The organism is Mesorhizobium sp. M7A.F.Ca.US.002.01.1.1 (genome assembly GCF_004022955.1).
GTDB lineage: Bacteria > Pseudomonadota > Alphaproteobacteria > Rhizobiales > Rhizobiaceae > Mesorhizobium > Mesorhizobium ciceri.
On the sequence record NZ_RZQE01000815.1, the window covers coordinates 1 to 1,549 of the forward strand.

Annotated in this window: 2 protein-coding genes; both read right to left on the reverse strand. The window is 62.4% G+C overall.

Annotation, left to right across the window (positions count from 1 at the left end; genetic code table 11):
* The coding region (gene cyoA / locus EN932_RS35740) for a ubiquinol oxidase subunit II (protein WP_245483398.1) at positions 1-788 on the reverse strand (788 nt) is incomplete at its 3' end.
* A gap of 408 nt (positions 789-1,196) precedes the next feature.
* On the reverse strand, positions 1,197-1,549 hold a 353-nt coding region (locus EN932_RS35745; protein ID WP_128369505.1), incomplete at its 5' end, for an MBL fold metallo-hydrolase.

Here is a 1,549-nt window from a genome sequence, read left to right on the forward strand (position 1 = left end):
ACGTTGGTGCTTTGCCGGGCGAGCTCGCGGTAGGCATTCGCGTTGAGCACGCCGCCGCCGCCACGCAGCGACGACGTCCAGCGGGTGAAGGCATCGGCTGAAACCGCGCTCACGCTGAAGTTCATGTCCGAGAAGCCGTCGCCGCTGAAGTGCGCCGACTGGCCGAAAAAGCTGCCCTCGCGGTCGGCCTGCAGATGCAACTCGGTCTGCATGCCGTTCATGACGTAGACCATGCTGCCAAGCTGGGGCACGAAGAACGTGTTCATCACGCTGGCCGAGGTCAGCTTGAAATGAACTGGAACGCCGGCGGGGATGACCAATTGATTGACAGCGCCCACGCCCTGCTCGGGATAGAGGAACAGCCATTTCCAGTCGAGCGCCACCACCTGGATGTCGAGCGGCGGCTGCGCGGAAGGGATCGGTTTGCGCGGATCGAGCTGGTACGATCCGTAATAGATCAGCCCGCCAAGGAAAAGGATGGTGAGCGTGGGGATCGACCAGACGATCAACTCGATGCGCCCCGAATAGGTGAACTCCGGGTCATAGCGCGCGTCGCTGTTCGAGGCGCGGAATTTCCATGCGAAGGCCAAGAGCGCAACAAGCGTCGGAACAACGATCACCAGCATCACCGCCAGTGAGTTCAAGAGGATCGTGCGGTTGCCCGAGCCAATGGGTCCTTGCGGGTCGAGCACACCCCCCGCGCAACCGGGCAAGAATGCGATTGCCGGGATCCAGAGCAGTTGCCGCCCCGGCTTGGGGCTGGATGGCAACAACACTTGCTCGGCCACCAATCCTGGAGAGGACGCGTTCTTGGGGCACGCGCTCTTGGCACTTCTCATCTGAAGCCTTCCTCTGAACCAACTTCAAGGCGCGTGGCCGGGGTGCCGCCCTCCGCCGGACGAAGGACCTAACTGGCGCTTCCTAGGTTTGTTCCTCCTCGCTGGCTCGTGCACAGACTCCATTCGGCGGCACGGCGATGGAGCACAGCTAAGTCGATCACCCCATCAAGCTGGTGGAGCCGGGACGGGGCTGGCCGCAAGTCGCCCAAGCGTGCGACGCCTAACTGGCACCTCCCGGGATTGTTCCGCTTGTCAGTGTTTGGGCGACATGGGCGCGACCCGAGGGGGAACTCTACCTGCTCGAGAGATGGAGTTGTCCAACGTGACCAGATTCACAACGACGGCGGCTCGGTTACCTCAGCTATTTGCAGCCATCGCTGGCTCGCGTACGAATTTTGATTTCGGCGGGACGGCGAACACCGTGAAGCGCTCAGCCAGACTGTCAAGAGCTTTACGCATGCCCACTCCAGCGGCAGCCGCACCGTGTCCAGTGATGACCATCTGAGGGTTCAGGGCAGCCAGACGCTTCACAGATCTTTCCGCCGCATCCCAGTCCGGCGTGAAGTAGCGCGGCGGACCGTGCATCTCGAGATCCTGGACGGCGACCTCATAGACCGACTCCTGACCGGTGGTGATGAAAGCGTCCCCTACGATCAGCGAGCGGTCTTCCTCGCGCCAGAGCGAAATGTGACCAGGGGCGTGCCCGGGTG